Annotated in this window: 24 protein-coding genes and 1 tRNA gene; 9 read left to right on the forward strand and 16 right to left on the reverse strand. The window is 39.8% G+C overall.

Translation table 11 applies throughout. From position 1 onward, the window contains the following. Nucleotides 1-24: 24 nt before the first annotated feature. The 12 genes from C1712_RS07860 to C1712_RS07915 form a co-directional block, all read right to left on the reverse strand. Nucleotides 25-1,494 carry a glycoside hydrolase family 1 protein gene (locus C1712_RS07860; protein ID WP_102268260.1) on the reverse strand — a complete coding sequence of 490 codons (1,470 nt, stop codon included), beginning with the start codon at nt 1,492-1,494 and terminating at the stop codon, nt 25-27. A 98-nt stretch (nt 1,495-1,592) separates the two neighbouring features. After that, nucleotides 1,593-1,943 (reverse strand): PTS sugar transporter subunit IIA, encoded by a 351-nt coding sequence (locus C1712_RS07865; RefSeq protein ID WP_102268262.1) that lies wholly within the window; start codon nt 1,941-1,943, stop codon nt 1,593-1,595. Next, nucleotides 1,943-2,245: a PTS sugar transporter subunit IIB gene (locus tag C1712_RS07870; protein ID WP_102268264.1), complete on the reverse strand. Its 303-nt coding sequence runs from the start codon at nt 2,243-2,245 to the stop codon at nt 1,943-1,945. The genes C1712_RS07865 and C1712_RS07870 overlap by 1 nt, the downstream gene beginning before the upstream one ends. Before the next feature lies 1 nt (nt 2,246). After that, the gene (locus C1712_RS07875) at nt 2,247-3,503 is read right to left on the reverse strand and encodes a PTS sugar transporter subunit IIC (protein ID WP_102268266.1); all 1,257 of its coding nucleotides are present in this window, start codon (nt 3,501-3,503) and stop codon (nt 2,247-2,249) included. A 16-nt stretch (nt 3,504-3,519) separates the two neighbouring features. Then, entirely contained in the window at nt 3,520-4,302 is a 783-nt protein-coding gene (locus C1712_RS07880; protein WP_102268268.1) for a tyrosine-protein phosphatase, read from the reverse strand. A gap of 14 nt (nt 4,303-4,316) precedes the next feature. Beyond that, nucleotides 4,317-6,197: a BglG family transcription antiterminator gene (locus C1712_RS07885; RefSeq protein ID WP_102268269.1), complete on the reverse strand. Its 1,881-nt coding sequence runs from the start codon at nt 6,195-6,197 to the stop codon at nt 4,317-4,319. Between the two features lie 343 nt (nt 6,198-6,540). Further along, the gene (purD, locus tag C1712_RS07890; protein WP_102268271.1) at nt 6,541-7,782 is read right to left on the reverse strand and encodes a phosphoribosylamine--glycine ligase; all 1,242 of its coding nucleotides are present in this window, start codon (nt 7,780-7,782) and stop codon (nt 6,541-6,543) included. A 54-nt stretch (nt 7,783-7,836) separates the two neighbouring features. After that, entirely contained in the window at nt 7,837-8,316 is a 480-nt protein-coding gene (locus tag C1712_RS07895; RefSeq protein ID WP_102268273.1) for an S-ribosylhomocysteine lyase, read from the reverse strand. Nucleotides 8,317-8,632: 316 nt separating this feature from the next. Continuing rightward, nucleotides 8,633-8,929, reverse strand: a complete 297-nt coding sequence (locus C1712_RS07900; RefSeq protein ID WP_102268275.1) for a hypothetical protein — start codon at nt 8,927-8,929, stop codon at nt 8,633-8,635. Nucleotides 8,930-9,098: 169 nt separating this feature from the next. Beyond that, the gene (locus tag C1712_RS07905; RefSeq protein WP_102268277.1) at nt 9,099-9,968 is read right to left on the reverse strand and encodes a methionyl aminopeptidase; all 870 of its coding nucleotides are present in this window, start codon (nt 9,966-9,968) and stop codon (nt 9,099-9,101) included. A 181-nt stretch (nt 9,969-10,149) separates the two neighbouring features. Then, nucleotides 10,150-11,091, reverse strand: a complete 942-nt coding sequence (locus tag C1712_RS07910) for a hypothetical protein (protein WP_102268279.1) — start codon at nt 11,089-11,091, stop codon at nt 10,150-10,152. A gap of 128 nt (nt 11,092-11,219) precedes the next feature. Further along, a complete protein-coding gene (locus C1712_RS07915; protein WP_102268281.1) occupies nt 11,220-12,425 on the reverse strand; it encodes an HD domain-containing protein in 1,206 nt (401 codons plus the stop codon). Nucleotides 12,426-12,543: 118 nt separating this feature from the next. Between C1712_RS07915 and C1712_RS07920 the strand changes: the two genes are divergently transcribed. After that, the gene (locus tag C1712_RS07920) at nt 12,544-13,536 is read left to right on the forward strand and encodes a Gfo/Idh/MocA family protein (protein ID WP_102268283.1); all 993 of its coding nucleotides are present in this window, start codon (nt 12,544-12,546) and stop codon (nt 13,534-13,536) included. Between the two features lie 116 nt (nt 13,537-13,652). Here C1712_RS07920 and C1712_RS07925 read toward each other — a convergent pair whose 3' ends face one another. The 4 genes from C1712_RS07925 to C1712_RS07940 form a co-directional block, all read right to left on the reverse strand. Continuing rightward, the gene (locus tag C1712_RS07925; protein ID WP_102268285.1) at nt 13,653-14,129 is read right to left on the reverse strand and encodes a YbaK/EbsC family protein; all 477 of its coding nucleotides are present in this window, start codon (nt 14,127-14,129) and stop codon (nt 13,653-13,655) included. 71 nt (nt 14,130-14,200) lie between these two features. Further along, nucleotides 14,201-14,962: a TatD family hydrolase gene (locus C1712_RS07930; RefSeq protein WP_102268287.1), complete on the reverse strand. Its 762-nt coding sequence runs from the start codon at nt 14,960-14,962 to the stop codon at nt 14,201-14,203. 57 nt (nt 14,963-15,019) lie between these two features. Further along, a complete protein-coding gene (gene mnmE / locus C1712_RS07935) occupies nt 15,020-16,351 on the reverse strand; it encodes a tRNA uridine-5-carboxymethylaminomethyl(34) synthesis GTPase MnmE (protein WP_102268290.1) in 1,332 nt (443 codons plus the stop codon). A 405-nt stretch (nt 16,352-16,756) separates the two neighbouring features. Next, nucleotides 16,757-17,560 (reverse strand): endonuclease/exonuclease/phosphatase family protein, encoded by an 804-nt coding sequence (locus C1712_RS07940; RefSeq protein ID WP_102268292.1) that lies wholly within the window; start codon nt 17,558-17,560, stop codon nt 16,757-16,759. Nucleotides 17,561-17,685: 125 nt separating this feature from the next. Between C1712_RS07940 and C1712_RS07945 the strand changes: the two genes are divergently transcribed. The 8 genes from C1712_RS07945 to C1712_RS07975 all read left to right on the forward strand — a co-directional run bounded on the left by C1712_RS07945 (nt 17,686) and on the right by C1712_RS07975 (nt 22,158). Continuing rightward, nucleotides 17,686-17,761: transfer RNA gene (locus C1712_RS07945), tRNA-Thr, on the forward strand. A 199-nt stretch (nt 17,762-17,960) separates the two neighbouring features. Further along, entirely contained in the window at nt 17,961-18,170 is a 210-nt protein-coding gene (locus C1712_RS07950; protein WP_102268294.1) for a helix-turn-helix domain-containing protein, read from the forward strand. Nucleotides 18,171-18,193: 23 nt separating this feature from the next. Continuing rightward, the gene (locus tag C1712_RS07955) at nt 18,194-18,499 is read left to right on the forward strand and encodes a zinc-ribbon domain-containing protein (protein ID WP_102268296.1); all 306 of its coding nucleotides are present in this window, start codon (nt 18,194-18,196) and stop codon (nt 18,497-18,499) included. After that, nucleotides 18,447-18,845 (forward strand): hypothetical protein, encoded by a 399-nt coding sequence (locus C1712_RS07960; RefSeq protein WP_102268298.1) that lies wholly within the window; start codon nt 18,447-18,449, stop codon nt 18,843-18,845. The genes C1712_RS07955 and C1712_RS07960 overlap by 53 nt, the downstream gene beginning before the upstream one ends. 59 nt (nt 18,846-18,904) lie before the next feature. Continuing rightward, nucleotides 18,905-20,233, forward strand: a complete 1,329-nt coding sequence (locus C1712_RS07965; RefSeq protein WP_102268300.1) for an SPFH domain-containing protein — start codon at nt 18,905-18,907, stop codon at nt 20,231-20,233. Nucleotides 20,234-20,248: 15 nt separating this feature from the next. Further along, the gene (locus tag C1712_RS07970; protein ID WP_146003325.1) at nt 20,249-20,428 is read left to right on the forward strand and encodes a hypothetical protein; all 180 of its coding nucleotides are present in this window, start codon (nt 20,249-20,251) and stop codon (nt 20,426-20,428) included. A 90-nt stretch (nt 20,429-20,518) separates the two neighbouring features. Beyond that, a complete protein-coding gene (locus C1712_RS12700; RefSeq protein WP_180963097.1) occupies nt 20,519-20,665 on the forward strand; it encodes a hypothetical protein in 147 nt (48 codons plus the stop codon). Nucleotides 20,666-20,697: 32 nt separating this feature from the next. Beyond that, a complete protein-coding gene (locus C1712_RS07975; RefSeq protein ID WP_102268304.1) occupies nt 20,698-22,158 on the forward strand; it encodes an RNA-binding domain-containing protein in 1,461 nt (486 codons plus the stop codon). Nucleotides 22,159-22,299: the final 141 nt, after the last annotated feature.

Genomic DNA, 22,299 nt, shown 5'->3' on the forward strand with positions numbered 1-22,299 from the left:
TCCTGATCATTTACGATTCTGCTTTCAGCGTTTCTTCCCATTGCTTGCAATGACATCTTTATACCAATAGAAAGAATCTTTTTTACTTCTTGTATAAGTTCCGGTTCCATCATCATTTTTGTCCACATAGATGAAACCATAGCGTTTTCTCATTTCTCCGGTTCCCGCACTTACTAAGTCAATGCAGCCCCATGGGGTAAAACCAATCAAATCGACACCGTTTTCAATCGCCGTATCCATCGCCTTAATATGTTCTCTGAAATAATCAATTCGATAGGGATCATGGATACTTCCATCTTCCTCCACACGATCAAACGCACCAATTCCGTTTTCCACCACCATCAGCGGTTTATGATAACGATCATAAATTATTTCTAAATAATAGGTCAATCCATCCGGATCCAACGCCCATCCCCAATCAGAATAGGTCAAATAGGGATTCTTTGCGCCTGCTGAGAAGTTGCCTCCTACTTTTTCATCTACTTTATGTGTCGTCACAATGGTAGACATATAGTAAGAAAATGTATAAAGATCTACGGTTCCTTCTTTTAAGTCTTTTCGGTCTTGGTCACTGATCTCAAGATTTACATGATGCGCTTTCCATAAACGGTTCGCATAACTGCCATATTCGCCTTTGCACTGCACATCGCCGCAGTAAAAAATATTTTGTTCCCAATGATGACGGTTTTCTAAAATATCCTTTGGATCAGGTGTCAATGGATAAAATGTAATTCCACATATCATACACCCGATCTTGTTTTGCGGATCAATGGCATGTCCGATTTTCACCGCTCTTGCACTTGCCACAAACTGATGATGCAGACACTGATAGGCGTTTTGGTACGCTTCATCGCTTGCATTGTTGCCTAGTAAATCTAGAAACATGACCGTATTGTTGATTTCATTAAACGTCAGCCAGTATTTTACAAGTCCTTTGAATTCCTGAAAGCATGTTTTCGCAAAGCGTTCATAAAAAGCAATCAATTCTCTATTCTTCCAACCGCCGTAATGCTCTTCCAAATAGAGCGGCGTATCAAAGTGCCATATCGTTACTAACGGTTCGATCTCATATTTTCTTAATTCCTGAAATACACGATGATAAAAAGCAATCCCTTTGGGGTTTGGTTTCAATTCATCGCCCTTTGGATATAATCTTGACCAGGATATAGACATACGAAACGTTTTGAAGCCCATTTCCGCAAACAAGGCAATATCTTCTTTATAATGATGATAGAAATCGATTCCATCATGATTGGGATACCATTCATCTTCTAATACCGCATAGGCTGCGCCTTCCGGAAGTACGTCGCCATGTGCCGGGATCTTTCCCGGTCTCCCATCTTGATCAAGAAAAGTAACATAGCGAGGTGTATCTTTCGAGCCTCCGGTCGTTACATCGGTCAGCGCCGGACCTCTTCCATCTATATTCCATGCTCCTTCACACTGGTTCGCTGCCGTCGCACCACCCCATAAAAAATCTTTCGGAAAAGTCATTTCATTCCCTCCTTTTTCTAAAAAGTATTTTTCATTGTACCCGTCATCCTGTTTCCATGCAAACTAGTCCAATTAGAGATCCATCATTGACTGTTTTTTTAATCGATATTCTTTTTTATTTCCTGTATTTCCGCTTTCAGATCATGCACTTCCTTTAACAAAGCCACCATTTGATTGACCGTGTCACGGACAAGTTCCGCAGATGACAGTTGATCTTCAGCATGAATCAATAACAAAGATAGCTCTACCTTTTCCTTAGCCGCTTCTTTTTGAATCAAAGACGCATGGATCTTATGTGCTTCGATGAATAACTGATTGCATTCCTCCATCAGCTTTGCAAACTGTTTGACATCGCCGTTTTGGAAGCAATGCAGCGCTTCATAACATTTGCTCTTTGCCCCGCCGGCATGACTGATAATTTGAAAACAGATCAATTCAAACTGTTCCATTATGCCTCACCCATCAATTTCAAAGCCTGATGCAAGGTCTTTTTTCCATCCATCATGCCATAAGCAACCATTTCAATCACATCAAGGGGACATGCGATATATTGTTTCAGATCTTCCTTGCGATAGGCAACCTGTGGACCAAGCAGCACACAGTCCGCATCTTTTGCCACTGTCGCAGCCGCATCCACAGAATAAGCCGCAATATCAAATTCCTTACCGATTTCTTTCGCATAGGATTTCATATTATTTACCAAAATGCTGGTGGACATGCCGCCTGCGCAAAGCAGTACGATTTTTTTCATATTAGTTTTCCTCCTTTGCTGTCTCTTCTGCACATGCAAATTTATCTTCTCTTTTCATAAACGGAATATAAATGATATAACAAATCACTAATTGAACAAGCTGTGCGATGATTCCCTGCCAGCCGTTTGTAAAGAATCCGCCGATGATGACCGGGAAGCCGGTAGGTAAGGTTACTCCGTTTGTATATGGCAAAAAGCCAATAATGGTAAGCAGATAAGCGCTCAATACCGAGGCGGCCGGTGTCAGGACCAAAGGAATAAGCATACGGATATTCATTACTTGCGGAATACCGAATTTGATCGGTTCACTGATACCGAATAATGCCGGAATCAACCCCAATTTGCCGGTTGCCTTTAATCGTTCCGATTTACAAGTAAATAAACAATGGAGCGCAACCGCTAAAGATCGGGCACCGCGATTTCCAAGGACAAAACCGAATGTAAATAAATACGGCAGTGTTTCTTTGGCATTGTATGCCGATAAGTTCGCCATCTGCGGTTCCATCCAAAGCATCATCATGATCGGCATCATGGTAATAACACCGTGCATCCCAAAAAACCACAACAATTCAATAAAAGCCACTACCAGCATAGCCGAGAAGATATTATTTCCCAAGTGCATAAACGGCGTCTGGATAAAAGTCATCAACATATTGGTTACTGTACCATACGGCGTGAGGCTCATGATCACATTGATGGTCGCAAAAATGACGGCTACCAAACATCCCGGTATAATTGCGGCGAACGAACTTGCCACAAACGGGGGCACAGAATCAGGCATCTTGATCGTAAACTTATGATCCGTTGCCCAAATATAAAGCCGTGCCGCAAGCAAAGAGCCAAACAATGCGGTGAAAATACCACTGCTGCCGAAATTACTGATATTGATAAATGTTCCATCTTCTAATACGGAAATCGGGCATAAGATCAGGAAAGACATGATTCCCATAATACCGCAGTTCAGTGCATCTTTTTTCATGATATCGCCTAGTTTATAAGCTACTAAGAACGATACATACACTGAAATCGCATCAATCGTCATTGTAGAGATGACATTACAAACACTTAAAATTCCTGTGCTTCTCAAAATCGCCTGTGAAGAACCGATGTCAATCGCTGCGATCAGCGTGGCAACAGAGCTGATCATCATCAATGCCATTGTTGCCATCATGCCTTGAGATAACGCCTTCATATAAATATTATTTGAAAATGCTGTAGAAAATTTACCCAGCGCATCGCGCAATTTATCAAACTTCATAAAAATGTTCCTTTCCCTATTGTAAATAATTTTCTCTTATTTTAGTTACTTCTTCTATCGTGAGTCCTAATTCTCGGATCACGTAGTTTTCAATACCGTTAAATTGTTCTTCAATCAAATTCAACGCGGCCAATAAAAATTCCTTGCGGGCTTCTTTCAGGTATCGTAATGCCAGTACAAAATCTTTATTTCCGGTCTTATCATAAACTTCTTTCAAGCTTCGCTCATTTTTCTCTTTTTTATATACGTTGGTCAATAGATAATCTTTGAGCACCGTTTCTTGATCTACGCCAAGCAGCAGTAAGATCAAAGCAGCACCATAACCGGTACGATCTTTCCCGCCTCGACAATGCTGGACCAATGGACAATTCCCTGTATCCAGCAGCAGTTTCAATAGTTTACGATAACTGCTCTTGGATGTTTCTGCTAAAACAAATTCTTCATTTTGCCGGTACATGAGCGAATACGCCTGTTTTGAAGAAATCATCGAACGGTTTTTTTCTAAAATGTCTTTATTTTCGCTGCTGGCTAACGCCGCCACATCAGCTTTCGGATCCAGATAAATGATCGTGCTGCCTTCGATCGGCACATCTTCATTATCGATCCGTTCCCGCTTCGCACGGTAATCAACGATTGTTTTAATGCCTATTTTCTCCAAAAGAGCAACATCACTTTCGCTTAGTTTGCTCAGTTCATCAGAACGATATAGAAGACCGGTTTTCACCGTTTTCCCATCCTTTGTCCGATAGCCGCCGATATCGCGAAAGTTATAGGCTCCTTCCAATTTTATTTTTTCCATAATTCACCTGCTTTTTAATAAGATGCTTTGATCAGTTCATTGATAAATGTTTCATAATCCGGCTGATCGATCATACGATATAATACTTCTTGATTTAATAGCATTTTAATGATTCTTTCATATAAGAATACATACTTTTCACTGGATACCTTGCTCATGGAAATCAATAAGATCAAACGAACTTTTTGATTTCCCCAATCAATCGATTTCTTTAAGAATGAAACTGAGACAAAGGTAAAATCCGTACAGCTCTCTATCGGATGGGGCAATGCCACATCAGGCAACAGATCCGTTGTAAACAGTTCCTCTCTTTTTAATACCAACTCCTTAAAATGCTTTGGCAGTTTTACATTTTCGCCCACTCGATCAATGATCCGATCCAAAGCTTCTTCTTTATCTTTTACATCTAAATTCGTAAAAAATAGACTCGGTCTGAAATATGCGATGGCATCTGATTTTTGAATTTCCTCCGATAATATGGATTGAATCCTTTTAACGGTTCTTTCATTCAGAAAGAAAGAAAATTCAAAAACGGGAATAGAAGTATCCACATTCAGCGGTACCGTAGTGAAAATGTAATCTATTGCATGGTTTTGTAAATAACGCTCTATTTGATTGACATCACAAATATCTGCTTTCTCTATATATTGCTGGAAGTATTGCTGGAAATTGTAAAATATCATCTGCGAGGTCGCTCTCCCACTTCCACATACGATCAGTATTTTTTTCTTGCGAATATTTTGGATTTCTTTTTTCAATGCGACATTGAAGTGCAAGGCAAAATAACTGATCTCTTGTTCCGACAGTTCAAAACCCCACTCGTCTTTTATCACCTCTGCCGCGATCAAAGACAACTCGTACCCGCTTACACATTGTGTTTTGATCTGTTCACAAATTGGATTCTTTAACACGACATCGTGTTCCAGCCGAAATTTTAGCGGTAACAGATGCAAGCCCAGCATGATGCGCAAATTAAAATCATCTAATAAATCAATGCCGATAATATCTCGTATCGTAATTAAGATTTTTTCAACTAGTTGATTGATCGCTTCCGGGATTTGTTGGTTATGTTTTTGATCCAATTCACGTTTCGATAGGATCTGTAATAAAATATATTCTCTTTCTGAAGCACTGAACGTGATCGCAAATTCATTCTCTAAACAATCAATCAGCTCATCTGCCAAATCATTCATATTAGAAGATACTTTCTGTTGTCCCAGTGAATAGTCAATTTCTTTCCCTTCCATAATTCTTTTTACACTGATATAGAGGTGTGAGGATAATGCTTCTTGTAAATAATCCGGCATGCTGTATTTTTGATCTTCAAAGACCTTTTCAATAATCTGCTTGATCTTGCAGTATGCTTTATCTGACTTACTGAAATAATAGAAATTATCTTCTACCAGTCTTTGCACATAGTTGCTTGAAATAAATCTCCTCAAATCAAATTCTTCGCCGATGATTCTGATGCCGTAGTGAGGCTTCATTTGAATTTTCAAATTGTAATTTGCTAAAATATGTCTGATTTTTTTTAATATTTTAGTCAATGTCGATTTAGAGATAAAGAATTCTTCTGTCAAATCATCTGACTTTAAGTAGCCGTTTTCTGTGACCAGCCGAGAGAGTATCTGATCTACCAGTTGTTCTTCCGTATAGGGAACATTCGACAACAGCTGATCAAACAACTGTTGATCTTCAATCACCAGCAAGTAACCGAAACCATGTTTCACTGCAATCTTGGCGCCATAAGATGTCAGTTCATCCTCTAAACAACGAATACGGTGTTGAATTGTTTTGGTACTTTTGTCTAATAAAGTTGCAATTTTATTGCCGGACACATAAGCATCGCTCTCCATTAAAATTTTCAAAATTTGATAATCAATCTTCTCTATCATTTCCTCACCACCTACAGTATAACGAGCGTTGTATTCTTTTTCCAACGATGAAATTTCTCTTACCTAAAAGAACTATTACCCGCTAAATGTAAGAATAAACAGCATTCCTTTCTTGACTTTTTCTTTTATATGACCGTGATTCACAAAATAACAGATAGGTGCACACGCCGGAAAAAATGTATCCTATTCACTATTTGTAAGAGGGCATTTCGTATCGCTTCGTCATTGCAATCAAGTTCCGATAAACGCAAAAAAGGACGGTTATTCCACATTATGGAATTGCCCCTCCTTTTTGTTTTACTATTTCGTACGATCTCGCAACAACCTTGTGCCAATCTGTTTTTTATTTTTCAGCCATATCTTTTTTACCGATGTCGTTTCGATAAAACAGCGCATCGCTTTTGATCTTTCTTACATCCGCATAGGTTTTCTCATATGCTTCTTCCAAAGTATCGCCTTTTCCTACAACGATCAATACACGTCCTCCGGCAGTAATGAGCTGCCCATCTTTCTCATCCGTTCCCATGTGATAAAGCAGTCCTTCCACTTCTTCACAGCCTTTGATCACAGCGCCTTTGGTAGAAGATGCCGGATAGTTCGTGCTTGCCAGCACAACGCCTAAGGTAACCTGTGGATCCCATTGCAGTTCCATTTCCCGCTGTTCCATGACCGCTTCGATCACTTCTATAAAATCACTTTCTAAACGCGGCAAGATCACTTCCGCTTCCGGATCGCCGAAACGGGCATTAAATTCAATTACCTTGACGCCCTCTTTGGTAAGCATCAGCCCTCCGTATAAGAAACCGGTAAATGGACACCTCTCTTTTACCATCGCTTCCGCTACCGGATACATGATTGTCTGCATCGTTTCTTCCACGATTTCTTTGGTAATCTTCTTGACCGGTGAATAGACGCCCATACCGCCCGTATTCGGACCTGCATCATTGTCATAAGCACGTTTATGATCCTGTGCGATTTCCATCGGGATCAGCGTCGTTCCACATGCAAAGCAAAGCAGTGAAAATTCAAATCCTTCCAAATATTCTTCGATCACGACTTTGTTTTGCGGTAAGGCAAAAGCAATATCTAAAGCCTCTAACGCATCTTCCATCGTCATTGCCACGGTAACGCCTTTCCCTGCCTTTAAGCCATCTTCTTTAATAACGATCGGCACCCCTTGTTTCTTGACATAAGCAGCCGCTTCCTCATAATGTGCAAATGTCGCATAGGCAGCCGTCGGCACATGGTACTTCGCCATCAGCCGTTTCGTAAAATCCTTGCTTGCCTCTAACTGGGTCGCCGCCTTGCTTGGCCCAAAGATCTTTAATCCCGCTTCTTGAAACGCATCGACAACACCAAGTGAAAGACTTGCCTCCGGTCCGACGATCGTTAAATCAATCTGTTCCTGTTTCGCAAACGCTACTAATCCTGCCACATCCTGATCGCTTACCTGCACACATGTGGCAATATCACGCATGCCGACATTCCCCGGCGCCACAAATACCTTTGTTACTTTTTTACTTCTGCTCGCGGCATGAGCAATCGCATGTTCCCGTCCGCCTTTTCCGATTACCAGTACCTTCATGATATCCTCCTGTCCTTTTTCTTACCATTTCATTTTACTTGATATTATGATCAATTACAATGCTTTGTCACTATCCTCATATATCATATCTTCCGGTTTCCATGCCTGAATCACTTGCAAATAATCCTGCGCATAGCGTTTTGCCTGTTGTAAGTCATGGTCTAAATAATTTCCGCACTCGGCGCTGCAGGACGCTCCGGGAATTTCCCCTTCATAGTCTTTTATAAACGCGCATGCCGCTTGCAATAAAGCGATCACTTCCTGCTTGCTGACACGATCCCGACATAAGAAATAGAAACCGGTACGGCATCCCATCGGTCCCGCATAGATGACCTGATCTCGATATACACTGTTGCGTACATAAGTCGCAAGCAGATGTTCAAACGTATGAAGTCCTGCATTTTCTAAATAGACACCTTGATTCGGCACACACATGCGCATATCATACGTAACGACATCCCCATCGATCCTAGAAAGATACAAGCCTTTCTTTAACCGGTCATGATCGATGCAAAAACTGGTAATTCGCTCCATCACACTTTCCTCCTCTTTTTTTATTAGAAACACCATTGTCATAAAAACGCTGTTCCCTTTATCATTTCTTTTTATTACATTGAACGCTTCTCCATTATAACAGATTTATCCCAACAAAATTATAACAAAATTTTTATCATTGCCATTTCAAATCCATATTTTCATCAGTATTTTCTTATTTTTACCGCTGTTGCAATCCTACCGCTCCTTTTCTGCCTTTGCCATATCGCTCATGCTAAAATGATCGCTTTTCCATTTATCAATAAAAAAACAAGTGCAATAAGGAACTTCCCTATCCACACCTGCTTTTTTTCGGTTATGCGTTTGCTTCTGCGTATGTTCTGCGCTCCGGGCTTAAGTTATCCACATAGTAGCGAATCGTCAAAGCATAAGCACATTTCGATTTGCTTTTCGGCTCTACTACAAAGTAATCCCCTTCCAGCATCTCACTCAGCATTGCCTTACAAGCCGCATTCAAATTTTTAACACCCGGCTCATATTCTTCGATCAAATCTTTTGCGTTCACTTCAATGTATAACCATTCCTTATTGTGAGCATCCTGTTTTTTAGATTGTAGACGTGCTTTGTAATCTTCCATCGTAAATTTTTCCATATGATTTTCTCCTCTCATATATGGATTATTATAACACTTTTTTAATCAAATGTATTTATTTTCAAAGTATTTCTTCATTGAAAGGGATACCAAACGCATTTTTTATGTAGATTTTATGAAAAAAAGAGCAAATTTTGTCTGATCTGCTCCCTTTTTGTCTGTTTTCCTCTTACTGTGAAATGATTTCTACGCCTTTTTCCGTAATTAAAATCGTGTGTTCCCACTGTGCGGAAAGGCTGCCGTCCTTCGTATAAGAGGTCCAGCCATTATCGGCATCAATATAAAGATGCCAGTCTCCCGCATTGATCATCGGTTCAATGGTAATGACCATGCCCGGTACCAGCATCATGCCGGTTCCTTTGACATTGATGTGTGATACGATCGGATCTTCATGAAACTCCTTGCCAACACCATGCCCCGCAAAATCGCGCACGACACTGTATCCGTGTTTATGTGCATGTTCGGCAATAGCGGCACCGATATCACCGACATGCCCCCATGGCTTAACTGCCGCAATTCCGATCTGTAAACATTCTTTTGTTACTTCGACCAGTTTTCTGGCTTCTTCGCTGACTTCTCCGATCATGAACATACGGGAAGCATCGCTGTAATAGCCATGATAAATGGTCGATACATCGACATTGATGATATCGCCTTCTTTTAAGATGATGGATTCATCGGGGATCCCATGACACACTTCATCATTGATCGAAGTACAGATGCTTTTTGGGAAACCGCCATATCCAAGCGGCGCGGGAATGGCTCCATGCGAAACGGTATAGTCATAGGCGAGCTGGTCCAACTGAGCCGTGCTCATACCTGCCTTGATCTTGCTTGCGATCAGATCCAGCACACCGTTGTTGATTGCCGCGCTTTTCTTGATGCCGATGATATCTTTTTTATTTTTGATCAAGCTGCGATCCGGCATAATATTGCCTTTGGCTGCGTAATATGCCATTTTCTCATCAAATTTTTCATGACAGTTTTTATATTTGAGCCCGCTGCCGCACCAGCACGGACTGTTTCTTTTCATTTCCATATGATCGCCTCTTTCATTACGTCAAACAGTATAACACAATTACCGATAAAAAGCACTTGAGCAAATGATTTTTACACACGTTTTAAGGATCTCTTTTCATATGTGCTGTTGCCTTTCCCTTATGCCATCTATTCTTCGCAGCTAAAAAAAGCATGCCTTTTCAGCACATGCTTTTCATCTCTTATTTTTTCGGTGCAGTTCCCAACTGGTCCATATAGGCAAGCAAGAACTGATATACTTTTTCGATCCGATCAAAATCAGCCTTGGAATCTTTGCGGGAACGCGTATGTGCAATCGCAACCTGACGATCGTCCACTTTTTTTCCGCTGGTAACATAGGTCAGCTTTCTGAATAAGCCAAATACCCCTGCCGCATCGGTATAATCCAAAGTCTGAATATCTCCGTCGATCTGCTTTAACGACATTGCGCATTCTTTCCCGCCGTTGTTATAAGCCGCAAACAATTCTCCTTCGCTCGCAATACAATCTAAGATCACGATATTCTTATTGGAAATCTCCCGCATCTGTGACAACTGGCGATAGCCCATAAAAGAAGCACTTGAGAAATCCGTAAAGACGAATGCCACATTTTCATACTTTTTATCAACAGACTGCGTTAACAACGTCATCGCTACGCTTAACGCCGCATTGTTTTTATTAAAGTTGTATTTATTGGCAGCCCCTTTGCCAAACAGATACGCCGCCACCAGCAAAACAGCGGAACCGATCACACAGCCGATCTTAAGCCAAATATTGTAGCCGCTCCAGCCGCGGATCAAAAAGAACAGTGCGATCAATACGATAAACGACATCAACAGCTGAATGACCAAAGAAAGCATTTCCATCTTATGATCTTTCTTTTCATCAAAAGGATAGTACTGATAACCCGGAATATACACTTTGCTTGGCGTATCGTAACCGGCCACAAACACCACATCCGCATGTTTCAGATCCCCGCAGATCAGATTGGTGGAAGTCATGCGCTTTTCCGTTTTTTCATCCACCTTGTGCTTCACTTTCATCTGCTTGCAGTTTTCCATCATCCATTTCAAAAAATTCTTTTTACGAACCGGCGTATTGCGCTTCGCAAAACGAATACATAACATCGCAAATAAATCTTTCATTTCTATCTCTACCTTTCAAACGTCTGTTTTATTATAGCATACTATCATAACGCTTTCAAAACAAGAAATGCGATCATACAAGCTTTTCCTACGCTTTCTTTATTTTACAGATACTTTCTGCCTCTCTCCTATGGATAAAACAGCAGGCGATTTTCTTTGATGTCTGCTTTTGCGATGGCATGGACAATAGAGGAAACCTGCGACAGTTCCACGATGCTGCCATCTGCTTTCCATACCCAAATGTTATGACCGTTTTCGCTGCGATACGGCTGATAAGGTTTTTGGATAGCGCGGTCGAAATAACAATAATAGTCCGGATCCAAGCCTTTTTCCGCAAGCTCTTTTTTGATCATCGGAATACGGCTTTCCGTTAATGTTTCATAGCGAAATAAATGTCTATTTAATAAGCGCCCTGCCAGATCCGCAAGAATCTCATCTTCACTTTTCGTAAGTACATGGAACCCATACTGCACGCTGCTTTCATCCATGAAAAAGAAATCGTCGATCGAAATTTCTCCCGCTTTCAGAAATGGAAAAAACAGTTCGGCGCCGGAAAGCTTAGCAGGATCTTTTTGATACAATACCTGCATGCGCTTAAAAAACAAAGTCAGCACTGCCTCAAAGCTTCGTGAGATCGGATGATAATAAATCTGCCAATACATGTGATAACGCGCCATGATATAGTTTTCGACCGCATAGATGCCGCTTTCTTTTACGACTAAGCGATGCTGCTTGATCGTCATTGCCCGCAGCACTTTTTCCATATCAAAACGTCCATAGCTCGTACCGGTAAAATAAGCGTCGCGCAATAGATAATCCATGCGATCTGCATCTAACTGTCCGCTTACCAACTGATTCAGCAGTTCATTGGGATGCGTGTAGGAAATCACACTTGCGACATCTTTGGGAAGATCGGGATGCGCGCTTTTTAAGATGGCATTGATCTCACTGTCCTCTAATATGATACGCTGCGTAAAACGCTCATGCGAGCAATGGCTGATGGTTTCAAATACATGGGAATAAGGACCGTGTCCGATATCATGCAGTAAGCCTGCCAGCATGACCGTTACCTGCTCATATTCGCTTAATTCTTCTTTTAAGCCTTTCACTTCCGCAATCATTCTTCTGACGATCTCATAAACACCGACCGAATGGGAAAACCGCGAATGCTCCGCAGTATGGAAGATCTGAAAACTTCCGCCCAGCTGACGGATCCGGCGCAGCCTTTGAAATTCTTTGGCATTGATGCAATCCCATATTACCTGATAAGAAATATGGATATAGTCGTGGATCGGATCACGCATGACTTCCGGTTCCTGATACTTTACAAACATCTGATCACCTGCTTTTCCCTATTGATTACCAATATTATACATGATTTCACAGAAAAGCGAAAATAAGTACATGATCGGCTGTGATTATGATATAGTATAGGCAAGGAGCGTGAAACATATGAAAGTCGCAACGGTGGGAACCGGTTTTATCGTAGAATGGTTTTTGACATCTGTGGAACGAAATGAAGGTGCGAAGTGTGTCGCCGTATATTCCAGGAAAGAAACGACCGGCAGAAAGCTGGCAGATCAATATCATGTGGAAAAGGTCTATACGGATTTTACGGAAATGTTGAAAGATGCGGAGATTGATACGGTTTATGTGGCATCGCCTAATTCACTGCATTATCATTATGCGCTGGAAGCATTGCAGGCGGGGAAGCATGTGATCTGTGAAAAGCCGTTTACTTCTACTGTAGATGAATTAAAGCATTTGATCCAGGTCGCAAAAGCAAAGCGTTTGTTTTTGTTTGAGGCAATCGTAACCAGACATATGCCAAACTATCGGATCATCCGGGAACATGTCGAACAACTGGGGAAGATTCACATGGTACAGTGTAATTTTTCACAGTATTCCTCCCGCTATGACAAGTTTCTCGCCGGAGAAAATCCTAATGTTTTCAATCCTGCTTTTTCCGGCGGGGCGCTGATGGATCTCAATATTTATAATCTTCATTTTGTGATGGGCTTGTTTGGAAAACCGCAGGAAGTTCGCTATGAGCCAAGTCTTGCTGCTAACGGGATCGATACTGCAGGCGTGCTGCTTTTGACTTATCCGGACTTTCAGGCTGTCTGCATCGCCTGTAAAAACTGTGAAGCGGCGAATTATACCCAGATTCAGGGTGAGAATGGCTATCTGCTTGTAAACGGTGCGACTTCTTTATTACAGGAGGTCATGCTTAACCTGAAACAAAAACAGACAAATATCGGAACAGAGGAGATCATGCCGGGCTTGTACTATGAGGTAAAAGCATTTGTTTCAATGATGAAGCAGGGAGATCTAGACGCATGTTATCGGGAATTGGAAAACTCATTGGCGGTATTTGAGGTGCTGTATGAAGCCAGAGTAAAGGCCGGGATCCATTTCGCGGCAGATGAAGAAACATTATCCTAAAACATTCATAAAAAATGCAGGCAATCGAGCAAAATATCGTGCCTGCATTTTCTTTTATCTTTTAATTGTATCCAAAACAATTCGTTGTACGCACTTGCGCTTACATGAAATGATCGTTATGCTTCTTCCCAGTCCTTGCAAACATCGACCCATTCTTTTGCCTGTGCATATCGTTCCAATTCAGGCAATGTCATCTTGATCATGCTGTTGGCGCTTCCGGCAGCCGGATAAACTTCTGTAAATCGCCGCAGCGAGACATCTAAATATACATCGATTCCGTCGTTGATGCCAAACGGACAAACGCCACCGACATCATGACCGATCAGCTTTTCCACTTGATCTGATGGAATCATCTTCGCTTTTACCTGAAAACAGGCCTTATATTTGCGGTTGTCGATTTTCGCATCACCTGCGGTTACGATCAAAAGCGGCTTCCCTTCTACTAAAAAGGACATGGTCTTGGCAATTTCCTTAGGCGAACAGCCGATCACCGCCGCTGCTAACGCGACAGTGGCGCTGGAGTCAGACAGCACGCAGATACGATCTGCCATATCAAACTGTCCAAAATAATGAATCACCCGCTCTAAAGACATCACCATTCCTCCTATTCCTCATTTCAAATAAGACAGAAAACTTTTTTCGTCGTTTATGGATCACAGAAACACTAACCGAATAAACGCTTATAATTTGCGAGAACTGCCTCAGACAGCGCTTCGCTGTCGCAATGCTTCAGTTCGCAGATTTTTTCAAACGTATATGTGACATAGCGCGGCTCATTGCGCTTGCCGCGATGCGGATGCGGCGTTAAATAAGGCGCATCTGTTTCCACCAGAATATGATCGAGCGGTACGACCGGCGGCACTTCTACCAAAGCTCTTGCATTTTTGTAAGTGATCGGCCCCGCAAAGGAAATATCCATGCCTGCTTTCATCAGTACTTTCGCACTCTCGGCACTGCCGCTGTAACAGTGCATCAAGCCTTTTCCTTGCAGATGGGTCTGAATGATCGCAATCGTATCCTGCATCGCTTCCCGACTGTGAACGATGATCGGTTTTTGCAGTTTTTGGGCCTGCTTGATCTGGCGGATAAACCCTTCCTTTTGTAACTGTGCATGTTCCTTATCCCAATGATAGTCTAAACCGATCTCACCGATCGCCTTGACATCCTCATCTTGCGTGATCGCATAAAACGCATTCCAGTCCGCCTCTGTCATTTCGTGCAGATCGCTGGGAAAAAGACCGTAAGCAATATCTAACAGATCATGATACTTTGCTTTTAACTGCTTTGCCCGCTGAAATTCCTCCGGATTCAAAGTAATCACCATCATCTTAACGATGCCTGCCGCCTGTGCATTGGCGATGATTTCCTCTGCGTCCTCATATAAGCCATCGCTTGCCAGATGCACATGTGAATCTACCAGTTTCATCCTATTCCTCCTTTGCTCTTGCTGTATGTTTGCGCATGCGTCTTTTGATCCTACCGTTTATTTTCCTAAGCAGAAATTGGAGAACAGCGCGTCTAACAGATCTTCTCGATGCACTTCACCCAGAATTTCTTTTAATGCCGAATAGGCTTCCTGTATGTCGATCGCCACCAGATCCAGCTCCATGCCCGCTTCCATTGCCGTGATTGCCTGCGTCATTGCCTGCTGCGCTTTCATCATCAAGGCGATCTGGCGATCATTGGCTAAGGAAGGCTCCTTCAATACGATCAGATGCTCGTCATAGCGACGGTGGATCTCTTTGATCAGCGCATCGATCTCGCCGTTCGCCGCACTGATCCAGATGCCTTCTTTGGAAGGCGCTTGGCTGATGTCCTTTTTATTATAAACGATGATGCGGTTTTTATCGGCAGTCTTTTCCAATAATTCCTGATCCTGCTGATCTGCTTCTTTACTGCCGTCCAGCACCACGATCACCAACTGTGCTTCTTCGATCGCTTTCAGTGAACGCGCAATGCCGATTTTCTCAACGGTATCCTGTGTTTCCCGAATTCCGGCAGTGTCGATCAAATGCAAAGTAAATGCGCCTAAGTGAATGCTTCCTTCCACGATGTCCCGTGTAGTACCGGCAATATCGGTTACAATGGCTTTTTCTTCTTCCAACAAAGCATTCAAAAGACTGCTTTTCCCAACATTCGCCTGTCCGACGATCGCCGTGGAAATCCCTTCTTTTACGATCTTTCCGCTATTGGCGCGCGCTAAGATTGCATTGATCTTCTGCGCCCAGTCTCTTGCCTTCGGCAACAACACCTCATTGGTTAATTGTTCGACATCATCATATTCCGGATAGTCGATGTTCACTTCAATATGTGCAATGATGTCCAACAGCTCTTCTAAAAAAGGATCCAGCAGTTTTTTGATGCTGCCGCGGATTCCCTGCACCGCAAGCTTTGCTTCCGATGCGCCTTCGGCAGCGATCATATCATTGATGGCCTCTGCTTGGGTAAGATCGATCCTGCCGTTCAAAAAAGCGCGCTGGGTAAATTCACCGCGTGTCGCCAATCTCGCTCCATTTGCCAATAAAAGCCGCAATATTTTTCTGGTGATGTAAATACCGCCATGGCAGTTGATCTCCACCATATCCTCTCTGGTAAATGTCTTAGGGGCGCGAAATACCGATATCAGCACTTCATCTAGCACTTCTTCGCTTTGTGGATCTTTGATATAGCCATAGTGAATGGTATGACTTGGCGCATCATGCAAAGAGCAGGTGCATAGCGTATCTGCAATGGCAATCGCATCTTCTCCGCTCATACGCACGATGGAAATGGCTCCTTGATCAAGTGCTGTTGAAATCGCAGCTATCGTATCCATACTATCATCCTTCTTCCTGCTCTACATTTTAACATAGAATAAGCGGATTGCCTAATGATAGCTGCACATAAAACGATATCAGCCAATCAGTCGAAAGCGGACTGCCGCGCGTCATTCCTTATCGGCTAAAGCGTACCGGAAAACAACAGAAAAAGTCATCAGGTATATGAACAGTAATTTTTGAACGCTTTGCTACTATAACATGCTTTATAACAGCGCTTCTATCTACATCAGATTATCTTTTGTGTCAGTCATGCATCATAACTCTACACGCGAAGTTCTATGCGATACCAAAAGGCAGATAGACAAGAATCATCAGTCCGTATAAAACTAAACTGTTACCAGAAAATCATTTCGATGCTATTTTAGGAAGCGCATCCGAATCATGAATCTTTTTCGTTCTACCTAGGAGGGCTGTATTTTTAATTGACACCATAACAGATTATGATCGGAAAAGGAGCTTTGCAGCGTTCCCTTGTCTAACAAGGTAAAATGATCGGCATAGAAAATGTTGTCTGGGAAACCGAAATCACGGAATGTAAGCAACGGTGCAGCGGCATTATTGATCTGTTCATAGCCGTCAATGGTAAAAAAATCATCGGCGGTGAATGTATTGAAGTCCCCCATGAGGATCGTGTTACGCTCATTTTGCAGTTCCTCTTTTAAGTAGTCGATCTGCTCCCATCTGACGTCGCGTTCTTTATAACTTAAATGAGTGAGATAAACAGAAAGGATTTCTTCGCCTGCCTGAATCTTTGCGCCGGCAAGAATACGCGGCTCCTTTAACAGTTCATTAGGCAAAGAATGAGAAGATACGGAAAGGATCGGATAACGGCTCAAAATGCCCAACCCATAATAACCGTCCACCATCCACATCGTTTCGTAAAAGTAATAATAAGGATAGTCAGCGGCAGCGGCTAATTCTTTTACCATTTCCATCTCATTTGAACGAAAAGCGCTCTCATCCACTTCCTGCAATACTAAAATATCAGCCTGCGCCGTTTTTAGATCTTGTACGCACGCATGCAGATCTTCTCCCTGGTTCAGCGTCTTGATGTTATAGGTGGCAATCTTTATTGTTTCAGGCGTTTTGATGTTTTCCTTATTGCCTAATTCGCGATTATAATTGCGGCTGTTGTGGCGCCACAAGGCAAAAACGCCGATCGCTGCTATAACAATCAGAATGCCGATCACTACTTTTCGTTTCACACTGCCACCTCACTTTCCTGTTTTTCTTATTTTAACACGTTCCATTTGCACATAATAGTTGCAAAGCATAAATTTTTGATTGATTTTTTTAATGATGCGCGTTACAATAAGAAGGCAAAGAAAATGCCGACTTAGCACAGTTGGTAGTGCAACGCACTCGTAACGCGTAGGTCGTAGGTTCAAGTCCTATAGTCGGCACCATTTAATATATAGCACCTCTCATTTTGAGGGGTGTTTTTTAGTTTATATATATTTTTTTAATTTTGAACAAAATCATAAATATTTCCAACAAATATAGCAAGAAGTTGCGATATTTTATTATAAAAGCAATTGAACATATTGAAAAAACGGCTTTGTAATAATATAATTAAACTGTATTTTTAAGATAAGAGGTAGAGAAATGAAAATCAGTTATAAAAAACTATGGATATTGCTTATTGAAAAAGAAATTTCTCCAGTATCATTAAGAGCTGATTTAAATATCGCAACTGGTACAATGACTAAGTTGAGAAGAAATGAAGAAGTCGCACTATCTGTATTATTGCGTATCTGCGGTTATTTAGATTGTAATATTGGAGATATATGCGATGCTATTAAAACTGAAGAATAAAATATACAAAGGAGGATAAATGAATGAAGGTTTGCATGAATTGCGGAAAAGAATTAAATGAAGATGATAAATTTTGTTCTAATTGTGGAAAATCAACTTTAGATGACAATAGCAAACGGAAAACAGTTTATGAAGGTGAAATACATAAATGCCCAAATTGTGGTAACACGATAAATGCCTATGAAATGGTGTGTACAACTTGTGGGCATGAAATCAGAGGAAGACAAATTACAAGTCAAGTACATAAGTTATCATTAAAATTAGAAAACACTAATAATGTGCAAAAAAAAAGAAGAATTAATTCGAACTTTTTATATTCCAAATACTAAAGAAGAAATTTATGAATTTTTTATTCTTGCAAGTTCAAATATTAAAATTGGCGGTATGAATACAAATGCATGGATGGTTAAAATTGAACAAGCATATCAAAAGGCAGAATTATCTTTTGGAAATACCAGTGAATTTGAACGTTTGAAATCAATGTATGTTCAAATAAAAAAAATGAATAAGAAAAACTATGCATTCAATTTTTTTAAATCAAAATATGCGTGGGCGTTAATCTTTTTTATCATAGGAATTTTCTTTTTTTTAGTATACTCAGCATCTAATAATGAAAACATTGGTGTTATTAGTCTTATGTTTATTGTTATAGCAGCGGGGGTAGCAATTGAGTGATAAAAAATAGAAAATATTAAAGTTATAAAAGACATTAGACATAGAATGGAGGATATATTATGTCAATATTCAATAGGAAAAATAAAACTGGAGGATTTATGGATGAAATTAGATGTGATGAAAAGTCATATTTAATATGGAAATGGCATCCATCTGGAAAAGAGTTAGGAGAAGGAAATAGAGAAAATGCTATTAGATATGGTTCATCGTTACGAGTAAAAGATGGTGAAGTTGCTGTATTTGTTTATAAACAAAAAGATGAAACTATGCAAGAGTTTATTGAAGGACCATATGATGAAATCATCAAAACAAATAACTTTCCTATCCTTGCAAGTATTGTGGGCTTAGCATACGAGGGGGGAACTCCTTTCCAAGCAGAAATTTACTTTATAAATCTTGCTCGTATTATCCAAGTAAAATTTGGTGTTCCATTTTTTGATGTATATGATCCTAGATTTATGGATTTTGGTGTCCCAACTGCTGTTAGAGGAACTATAAGTTTCAAGATTAACGATTACAGAGAATTTATTAAATTACATCGACTTAATACTTTTAATTTAGATGATTTTCAAAGAGAAATTAGAGATGCGGTTTGTCGTTATGTTAAAGATATCGTAGCAAATGCACCAGCTCAAAATAATATTCCTTTAGTTCAAATTGAAACAAAAACTTCTCAAATAAATGATGTTGTAGAATTACATATTGAAGAAAGATTGAATGAAGATTTTGGTGTGACAGTATCTGGAGTAGACATATCTGCAATTGAACTAGATAAATCAAGTGATGGATTTAAACAATTAATGAGTGTAACGAAAGATATTGATATTGTTAAAGTACAAGCACAAACAGAAGATTATGTTGAAAGACTTCGTATTCAAAGAGAAGAAGGTCAATATGCACAACATAAACAAACTCAAACTGCTAATATTGGGGCTTTCCAAGTCGAAAAACAGGCAGAAGTTGGTGTTGCTGGTGCTGAAGCATTAGGTCAAATGGGAACTAATGAAGCAGGAGATATTAATTTAGGTGATAATGGAGATGGATTTAATATGGCAGCAATGATGGCCAGTATGGCTGTTGGAGGTGCTGTTGGACAAAATATTGCAGGTTCAATAAGTAATATGATGTCTGGAATAAACCAGCCTAACCAAATCGGAATAACACCACCACCTTTACCTACTGTAATGTATTATGTTGCAGTAAACGGCGAAGCAACTGGTCCTTTTGATTTAAATACATTATCTCAAATGATTGTGCAAGGAACATTGACTAAAGATACTCTTGTTTGGAAGCAAGGAATGGATAATTGGGATAGAGCAGGAAATATTATTGAAATATTATCTTTATTTAATGTTAATAACGTTCCTCCACTTCCAGAGAAATTTTAGATGGAGAGCAAAATCATGAGTAATTGGAAAAGTATAAAAAATTTCAGTAGAGATATTATTGAAGAAGTAAGAGAAAGAAATAGGCAAAGATTTAATGATGCTCAAATAGAAATTCAGATAGAAGATATAAAGAAAATAGTTTATGTATTGAAAGAACTTGATATAGAAAACGATAAGATCATTCGAATTTTGTAGAAGCATTGGGATTTAAGATTAAGTGAAGCTGAATACTTTTTAAATAATATGGAATAAAACGAACGGTTTAGCTAGTTAGGAGGTGTTTTTATGGAAGAAAAATTAAACAAAAATATTCTCTCATCTTCTCACATTAATTTTTTGTTCGGTGTGGGTGTGAATAGAAGTGCATTCCCTCAACTTAAAGGATTTATTAAAACTATAATGTTATTTTATTTGGGAATAGGGGGATTTTAAATGAATCAAAAGATGAGAAAGAGGATGATTAAATGAGTGCAGAGCAAGAATATTACATTAGTTTAATAGAAAGGCTATGTCATTTTTCTAACGAAACAGAGTGGTTAGAATTTAAAGTCAACAATGATGAACCATCTCTAATTGGCGAATATGTTTCTGCGTTAAGCAATTCTGCTACTATATGCGAAAAAGAAAAAGCATATATGATTTGGGGGATTGATGATAGCACTCATGAAATCGTTGGTACTAGTTTTAGTCCGAAACAGACGAAAATTGGTAACGAAGAATTAGAAAATTGGCTATTAAGAGCATTAAAGCCAAGAGTTGATTTCAAGTTTTTTGAAATATCAATCAATGGCGTTAATGTCGTAATAATGGAAATCCCTCGTGCGAATAATCATCCAACAAGGTTCAAAGAAACAGAGTATATTCGCGTAGGTTCCTATAAGAAAAAATTAAAAGATTTTCCTGAAAAAGAACGGAAACTTTGGTTGTCTTTTGAACAAAAACCTTTTGAATTGATGATTGCATTAGAAAACATTACTTCTTCAAGAGTCACAGAGTTATTAGATTGTGCAGCGTACTATACACTTATGAATTTACCATTACCTAGTAACCGTGATGGTATTATTCATAATATGTTGGATGAACAGTTTATTATTGAAATGGATAATGGAAATTATGCAATTACCAATATGGGAGCATTATTATTCGCAAAGAATCTTAATGATTTTTCACATCTAAAACGTAAATCTATTCGTGTGATTCAATACAGAGGAACAGGAAGAACTAATGCAATTAGAGAACAGGTTTTTTCAAAAGGATATGCAGTTCAGTTCAGCGATATTACAGACTACGTAATGACAATCATTCCACAGGAGGAAGAAATTGATGGTGGTCCTAGAGAAGAACATATTATGTTTCCAAAAAAAGCAGTTAGGGAAATGGTTGGAAATATGATTATCCATCAAGACCTAACTGTTCATGGAAATGGGCCAATGATGGAAGTATTTGATACTAGAGTTGAGTCTTCAAATCCAGGCAACTTATTAGTCGAAGTAAATCGTATTATTGATACAGCTCCGCACTCTAGAAATGAGTATATTGCTTCTTTTTTGCGAATCGTTAAAATTTGTGAGGAGCGTGGCAGTGGTTTTGATCGCATGGAAGAAGGAATGAATGAACTCAAAATTCCGGCACCAAAAGTAGAAACTGCTGAAGATTTTACTCGTACTAAGTTATATTGGTACAAAAACTTCGGCGAGTGGAAAAAAGAAGATAAGATAAGAACATGTTATTTGTATACTTGCTATTGCTATGTTAATGAAATTGAAGTATCAAATGCTGTTTTAAGAAATCGTTTTGGTATTGAAGAAAAAAACAAAGCTATGGTTTCTAGAGTAATTAAAGAAACAATGAAACTAGGATTTATTAAACTAGCCGACAATTCTGCTCCTACAAAAATGAGAAGATATATTCCGTATTGGGCATAATTTTCGTTGACAAGTCGTTGATTGTTTTATACAAAAATGATTGAAAAGCTTATAATTAAGCCTATTTTCAATCATTTTTATATTAGTTTTCGTTGATAGGTCGTTGATTGTGATAAGTTTTATATGATTAAAATGAAGATT

The sequence above is a fragment of the Massilicoli timonensis genome (assembly GCF_900199515.1).
GTDB classification, from domain to species: Bacteria; Bacillota_I; Bacilli_A; order Erysipelotrichales; family Erysipelotrichaceae; genus Massilicoli; species Massilicoli timonensis.